Source organism: Aeromicrobium sp. Leaf272 (assembly GCF_001422865.1).
GTDB lineage: Bacteria > Actinomycetota > Actinomycetes > Propionibacteriales > Nocardioidaceae > Aeromicrobium.
On sequence record NZ_LMMY01000011.1, the window covers coordinates 7,001 to 12,718 of the forward strand.

Here is a 5,718-nt window from a genome sequence, read left to right on the forward strand (position 1 = left end):
CTGCTGAAGCCGGGCAGCGACCGGCGCAGCCACGCCGTGGTCATGGGGCGTCCCGGCGGCACCGTCGACGCGACGGACTTCGTGGAGGGGCGGCGGCACCTCGCCGCGGCCGCGCACGCGGCGTTCGACGACCTGGCGGGGCGGTTCGACGTCGTGGTGGCCGAGGGTGCGGGCTCCCCCACCGAGATCAACCTCCGGTCGTCGGACTACGTGAACCTGGGGCTCGCGCAGCACGCGGAGCTGCCGGTGGTGGTCGTGGGCGACATCGACCGCGGCGGCCTGTTCGCCGCCCTGCACGGCACCGTCGCACTGCTCGACGCCGACGACCAGCGGCTGGTGGCCGGCTACGTCGTCAACAAGTTCCGCGGCGAGGTCTCGCTGCTCGATCCGGGCCTCGAGCGGCTGACCTCGCTGACCGGGCGCCCGTTCTACGGCGTGCTGCCCTGGGACCCGTCGCTGTGGCTCGACTCCGAAGACGCGCTCGACCTGGACGGACGGCGATCGGGAGCCGCAGGCGCGCTGCGCGTGGCCGTGGTGCGCCTGCCCCGCATCAGCAACTTCACCGATGTCGACGCGCTGGGGGTCGAGCCCGGCGTCGACGTCGTGTTCGTCTCCGACCCGCGCGACGTCGCCGACGCCGACCTGGTCGTCCTGCCCGGCACCCGAGCCACGATCGACGACCTGGTGTGGCTGCGGTCCCGCGGGCTCGACCGGGCCGTGGTGGCGCACGCCCGCGCGGGCCGGCCCGTGCTCGGCATCTGCGGTGGCTTCCAGATGCTGGGCCGCCACGTGCACGACCCCGACGCGGTGGAGGCGTCGACGGCGCGCAGCGTCGAGGGCCTGGGCCTGCTCGACGTCGAGACGACGTTCGGCGCCGAGAAGGTGCTGCGCCTGCCGACCGGCGAGGCGCTGGGGGCGCCGACGTCGGGCTACGAGATCCACCACGGACGGATCGCCCGGGGGACGGGCGAGGAGTTCCTGGGGGGCGCACGCAGCGGCGCGGTGATGGGCACGATGTGGCACGGCAGCCTGGAGGGCGACGCGTTCCGCCGGGCGCTGCTGGCCGACGTAGCAGCTGCGGCGGGCACGGTGCTGCCGCCGTCGGACGTGTCGTTCGGGGGCCTGCGCGAGGCGCGGCTCGACCGACTGGGCGACCTGGTCGAGACCCACCTCGACGTCGACGCCCTGGAGCGGCTGGCCCGCGACGGCGCCCCGTCCGACCTGCCCCTGCTCCCGCCGGGGGCGGGCGCATGATCCTGCTGCTCGGCGGCACCGCGGAGGCGCGCGCCCTCGCGGCACGACTGGACGACGCCGGCGTCACGCTCACGTCGTCGCTGGCCGGGCGGGTGGCCCGACCACGGCTGCCCGTCGGCGAGACGCGGATCGGCGGGTTCGGTGGCGTCGCCGGCCTCCGGTCGTACCTGCGCGACGAGCGGGTGAGGGCGGTCGTCGACGCCACCCATCCCTTCGCGGCGGGCATCAGCGCGAACGCGGCGGCGGCGTGCGACGCCGAGGACGTCCCGCTGCTGCGGCTCGCGCGGCCGGGCTGGAGCGAGCACCCCGACGCCGACCGGTGGCACTGGGTGGACTCCCACGCGTACGCCGCGGCGCTGACCGTCGGACTCGGCAGCCGCCCCTTCCTCAGCATCGGGCGGCAGGGGCTCGCGCCGTTCGTGGAGCCGCTGCGCGACGTCCCCGCGCTCGTGCGGGTGGTCGACGAGCCGGAGGTCGAGCTGCCGCCGGGCTGGACGCTGCTGCACAGCCGCGGCCCCTACGACCTGGCGTCGGAGCGGGCGCTGCTGTCCGAGCACGGTGTGGACGTGGTGGTCACGAAGGACTCCGGCGGCAGCCACACGGTCGCCAAGCTCGACGCGGCGGGCGAGCGGGGCGCGGCCGTGGTGGTCGTGCGCCGGCCCCCGAGCCCGCCCGGGGTGGAGACGGTCAGCGACGTCCGCACTGCCGCCGAGTGGGCAGCCGACCGCGCCGCCGACCGGGCGTGAGGGACCTGGGTCCCAGCACGCAGACGAGCAGCGCGCCCACGTCGACCGCACGCGCCAGCCTCGTCGCGCGGGCGACGTCGTCGGGGTGGACGGGTCGGCCGTCACCGAGCGTGTGACGGTCCTCGGTGCGTCCGGCGTAGACGTTCACGCCGCCGAGCCGCACCCCGAGCGCACCGGCGAAGGCGGCCTCGACCGGCCCGGCGTTGGGGCTGGGGTGGTGGCGGGCGTCGCGGCGCCACGCGCGAGCGGCCGCGACGGGGCTGCCGTCGACGAGCGGGGCGGTGACGACGGCCAGGGTCGCGGAAAGTCGCGCGGGGACGAGGTTGAGCACGTCGTCGAGGCGGGCGGCGGCCCAGCCGAAGCGTTCGAGTCGAGGGGTGCGATGGCCCACCATCGCGTCGAGGGTGTTGGCGGCGCGGTAGGCCAGGAGCCCGGGAACCCCCGCGACGGCACCGGCCACCAGGGGCGCGACGACGGCGTCGGACGTGTTCTCGGCGACGGACTCGACCGTCGCACGGGCCACGCCCTCGACGTCGAGGGTGCTGGGGTCGCGGCCCACGAGATGGGTCACGCGGCGTCGGGCGCCGTCCAGGTCGTCGGCGTCGAGCAGGGCGTGCACGGCGAGCGCCTCGCGCTCCAGCGAACGCCCCCCGAGCACGGCCCACGTGCATGCCGCGGTCAGCACCGCCTCGGCCACGGGTCCTCGGCGGCGCGCGACGGAGCGGGCGACCACACCGACCGCGCCCGCGCCCCCGACGAGCGCGCCCACGTGGAGCACGCCCGCACCACGTCGGTCGGCGTACGTGCGGCGCTCGAGCGCCGCGGCCACCTGCCCGAAGCCCGCCACCGGGTGCAGCCGGCGGGGGTCACCGAGGAGGCGGTCGGCCACGAACCCGAGCACCAGACCTGCAGAGGCCGGTCTCACGAGAGGACCACGAGCACGGTGGCGAGGGTGAGCTCGATGCCGGCGCCCATCACGTCGCCCGTCACGCCTCCGATGCGACGGTGGGCGCGACGCAGCAGCAGGCCGAGGACGACCAGGGCGGCCGCCGCTGCGGCCAGCCCGTGCCACCACGGCACGTCCGCGAGCACGCAGGCCCCGACGAGCAGCACGCACCAGCCCGCGTGGGCGACGATCGCGACGGGCAGCGGGACGCTCCGCGCCACGGTGGCGCCCAGGCCCGAGCCGTCCCCGGCAGGCACCGCTCGTGAGCACACCACCACCAGGCCGGACCGCGACAGCAGGACCGCGGCACCGACCAGCACCGCGTCGCCCGCGGCCACGAGCGAGGCCGCCCCCGCGGCCTGGAGGCCGAGCACGAGCACGAGGGCCGCCGCGCCGGCCGGCCCCACGTCACCCGATCGCATGACTGCCAGCGTGCGGTCGCGGTCGTAGGAGGAGGTGAGTCCGTCCGCGGTGTCGGCCAGGCCGTCGAGGTGGAAGGCCCGGGTGCCGAGCGCGAGCAGGCCGACGACGAGCAGGCCCGTGGCCAGCGGCGAGAGCCCCAGCTCCTGGCCCCCCAGCGCAAGGGCGGTCGCCCCGATCGCGAGCGGCAGCACGGCGACGGGAGCGAGCACCATGGCCCGGCCGGCCGTCAGGTGGTCGACCGTCCGGGGCGGCCGCACCGGCCACGCGGTGAGCGTGCCCACGGCGAGCCGCCAGGCGTCGACGGTCGAGGCGGCGGTCATGGACGCATCATCGCGGATCGGGACGGGCTCAGAGCGCCGCGGCCCGGGCTCGACGCAGCTCGTCGGCCTGACGGGCCCGCCACGTGCGAGCGGTGAGGCCGGTGAGCACGAGCGCCACCCCCGCCCACATCGCCGTCGACGTGGCGAGCGCGCCGACCCGGAAGGAGTAGAGCGTGTTCGCCGGGAAGCTGTCGGGCACCTCGTCGATCGGCGCGAGCACCACGGCCGCCACGCCGACGACCACGAGGTAGATCGCGACGCCGGAGACCACGGCGAGCCACGGTCCGCGCGCCAGGAGAGCCCGCACCAGCAGGACGGCCGCCACCACGGCGAGCAACGACACGGCCACGAAGCCGAAGTAGAGCGCGGTCCGCTCCCCGATCGTGTCGCCCGAGCCGACCGCGGGCGGGTTCGGCGGGTACTTCACCCACGGGACGACGGTGTAGGCGAGGTAGGCCAAGGCCACGACGACACCGGTCGACGCGACGGGGCGCAGCCCGCCGAGCCGCCCGACCGCGAAGGCCGAGGCGATGCCGGCGACGCCACCGGCCACGAGCCCGAACAGGACCGTCGCCGTGAGCAGGCCGGGCCCGGCCTGCTGGCCTCGGGTGATGCCGCCCGCCTCGTCGTCACCGTGCGAGTGCGCCGCGCCTTCCTCCTCGCCGTGCGAGTGCGCCGCGCCTTCCTCGTGGGAGTGCGCGCCGGCCTCGGCCGGGGCGGACGCGGACTCCTCGAGGGCGATCGCGTCGTCGATGGGCGGCTCGCCGACGGCGAACGCGACGACGAAGGCCAGGATGCCGCCGACGAGGCCGGCGACGAGGCCGTGGACCAGGAAGGTGCGGGGGGTCAGGGACGTGGACATGCAGGGTTCCGTTCTCGCGTGGGGGCCGCGCCGGGCGCAGGCAGGGAGGACGGGTCGCGCACCGGGGCTCGGTGCGGCGCCGTCAGACGTCGGGCTGGTCAGCGACAGGGCTGATCAGTGACAGTGCTGATCAGTGGCAGGGGAAGCCGAGCAGGTGGCGTCCGTCGTGGACCCACTCGTGCACGGTGTCGCCCGCGAGCAGGGAGGTCGCTCCCTGCTCGGCACCGACGAAGTACAGCGCCAGGACGGCGAACAGGGCGACGAACAGCGCCCAGGGGGCGAGCTCGCGCACGGAGATGGGCGTGGCCACACCGACGAGGTCGACGGAGCGGGCTGGGGAGAGCTGCGACATGGCAGGCCTTTCCTGAGGGATGAGTGCGTCCCGTGGATGGATGGCTGTCGTCGGCTTGGGTCTGGCTCCGCCCCGTCGTGCTGAGGCGTCACAGTAGCGCTACTGCGCCGGATTCCCACCGGCTTCCGCACCGTCGATCGTTCGTCATCGTAGGGCAGTCGAGGGGTCCTGCGCGAGGGTCTCCCACGATCGATTCCTACGACTGCGTCACGCGGACCTCGGCGTTGGCGGGCAGGGACGGTGCCGTGCCGTCGAGAGCCGCGACCACGTAGGCGATCACGTCGCCGTGGGTCACCACGAGCGTGTCGTCGGCCGGGCCCGACGCCAGGAAGTCCGCGAGGCGCCCGAGCACGTCGTCGAGCGTCTCGTCGTGGCCGCGCTCGACCAGACGCGGGTCCTCCACGACCTCGAGCCCGAGCCGCGCCGCCACCAGGTCGGCACTCTGGCGGGCACGGACCAGGGGCGAGCACACCACGGCGGCGACGTCGGCGTCGACCAGCTGATCGGCGGCAGCGAGCACCTGGCGCCGCCCCAGGTCCGTGAGCGGCGGGTGGGCCGTGCGGCCCTGCTCGCGGCCGGCGACGTTCCAGGTGGACTCTCCGTGGCGCATCCACAGCAGGCGGGTCACCGGCTCACACCACTGGTGCCGGCTCGAGCGGCAGCGCCTCGACCACGCGGCCGACGACCGTGACCGCCGGAGCGCCGATGCCGGCGTCGGCAGCGACGCGCGCGATCGTGGCGACGGTGCCGTCGACCCGACGCTGGCTGGGCAGGCCGGCGTCGGCGACCACCGCGGCCGGCGTGTCGGGGTCGAG

Annotated in this window: 7 protein-coding genes, 1 pseudogene and 1 riboswitch; of the genes and pseudogenes, 2 read left to right on the forward strand and 6 right to left on the reverse strand. The window is 75.8% G+C overall.

The window, feature by feature from the left end; translation table 11 throughout:
• Both ASF38_RS07115 and ASF38_RS07120 read left to right on the forward strand, forming a co-directional pair.
• The coding region (locus tag ASF38_RS07115) for a cobyric acid synthase (protein ID WP_235497465.1) at nt 1–1,254 on the forward strand (1,254 nt) is incomplete at its 5' end.
• Nucleotides 1,251–2,000, forward strand: a complete 750-nt coding sequence (locus tag ASF38_RS07120) for a cobalt-precorrin-6A reductase (RefSeq protein WP_056574769.1) — start codon at nt 1,251–1,253, stop codon at nt 1,998–2,000. The genes ASF38_RS07115 and ASF38_RS07120, both read left to right, overlap by 4 nt.
• On the opposite strand, the gene ASF38_RS07125 is transcribed toward ASF38_RS07120, so the two are convergent.
• The 6 genes and pseudogenes from ASF38_RS07125 to ASF38_RS19105 form a co-directional block, all read right to left on the reverse strand.
• Entirely contained in the window at nt 1,942–2,925 is a 984-nt protein-coding gene (locus ASF38_RS07125) for a cobalamin biosynthesis protein (protein WP_055961014.1), read from the reverse strand. The genes ASF38_RS07120 and ASF38_RS07125 overlap by 59 nt on opposite strands.
• The gene (locus tag ASF38_RS07130; RefSeq protein ID WP_056574772.1) at nt 2,922–3,689 is read right to left on the reverse strand and encodes an adenosylcobinamide-GDP ribazoletransferase; all 768 of its coding nucleotides are present in this window, start codon (nt 3,687–3,689) and stop codon (nt 2,922–2,924) included. The genes ASF38_RS07125 and ASF38_RS07130 overlap by 4 nt, the downstream gene beginning before the upstream one ends.
• A gap of 28 nt (nt 3,690–3,717) precedes the next feature.
• Nucleotides 3,718–4,551, reverse strand: a complete 834-nt coding sequence (locus tag ASF38_RS07135) for a CbtA family protein (protein ID WP_056574775.1) — start codon at nt 4,549–4,551, stop codon at nt 3,718–3,720.
• A 130-nt stretch (nt 4,552–4,681) separates the two neighbouring features.
• Nucleotides 4,682–4,903, reverse strand: a complete 222-nt coding sequence (locus ASF38_RS07140) for a CbtB-domain containing protein (RefSeq protein ID WP_055961027.1) — start codon at nt 4,901–4,903, stop codon at nt 4,682–4,684.
• A 59-nt stretch (nt 4,904–4,962) separates the two neighbouring features.
• A riboswitch (cobalamin riboswitch) is annotated at nt 4,963–5,030 on the reverse strand.
• Between the two features lie 69 nt (nt 5,031–5,099).
• Nucleotides 5,100–5,531, reverse strand: coding sequence for a histidine phosphatase family protein (locus ASF38_RS07145; RefSeq protein WP_056551809.1), 432 nt, complete (start codon nt 5,529–5,531; stop codon nt 5,100–5,102).
• A gap of 4 nt (nt 5,532–5,535) precedes the next feature.
• Nucleotides 5,536–5,718: pseudogene (locus ASF38_RS19105) on the reverse strand (uroporphyrinogen-III C-methyltransferase); the annotation flags it as partial.